Raw genomic sequence first — 718 nt, forward strand, 5'->3', positions numbered from 1 at the left:
TGGACGAGAGCCTGAAGGCGTTTGCCGAACGACCGCTTCAGGAGCCATTCCCCTACCTCATTCTCGATGCCCGCTACGAGAAAGTGCGCGAAGCCGGCATCGTGATGAGCCAGGCGGTGCTGATCGCGGTCGGCATCGACTGGGACGGGCGCCGGCAGATCCTGGCCGTGGAGATGGCCAATCGCGAGAGCCGCTCGGCCTGGAAGGACTTCCTCGTCGGCTTGAAACGACGCGGTCTCAAGGGCGTCGAACTGGCCGTGTCCGACGACCATGCCGGCCTGGTCGCGGCGATCGGCGAGGTGATCCCGGAAGCAGCATGGCAGCGCTGCTACGTCCACTTCCTCAGGAACGCGCTCGATCACCTGCCCAGGAAGCACGGCGACGATTGTCTGCAGGAACTGCGCTGGCTCTACGACCGGCGCGATCTCGCCGAGGCCAAGGCCGATCTCGCCGCGTGGCTGTCCAAATGGTCCGCCCGCTACCCGCGGCTGACCACCTGGGCGGAAGAAGCCATAGAACAGACGCTGACTTTCTTCCGGCTGCCGCGTCAGCATCACAAGCACCTCAAGTCCACCAACATGCTTGAACGGCTCAACGAGGAAATCCGCCGGCGCACCTATGTCGTGCGCATCTTCCCGAACGCCGAAAGCTGCCTGCGCCTGGTCAGGGCGCTGGCCGTCGAAACCAACGAAAACTGGATGGAGGCCAACCGCTATAT

Annotated in this window: 1 protein-coding gene; it reads left to right on the top strand. The window is 63.9% G+C overall.

Going from position 1 to position 718, the window contains the following annotated elements; translation table 11 throughout:
• Positions 1-718 (top strand): IS256 family transposase (locus tag NKI61_RS32840; protein WP_352842427.1); only part of this gene is annotated, 718 nt, incomplete at both ends.

Origin of the sequence: Mesorhizobium sp. M0514 (genome assembly GCF_040321145.1) — a bacterium.
Classification (GTDB): domain Bacteria; phylum Pseudomonadota; class Alphaproteobacteria; order Rhizobiales; family Rhizobiaceae; genus Mesorhizobium.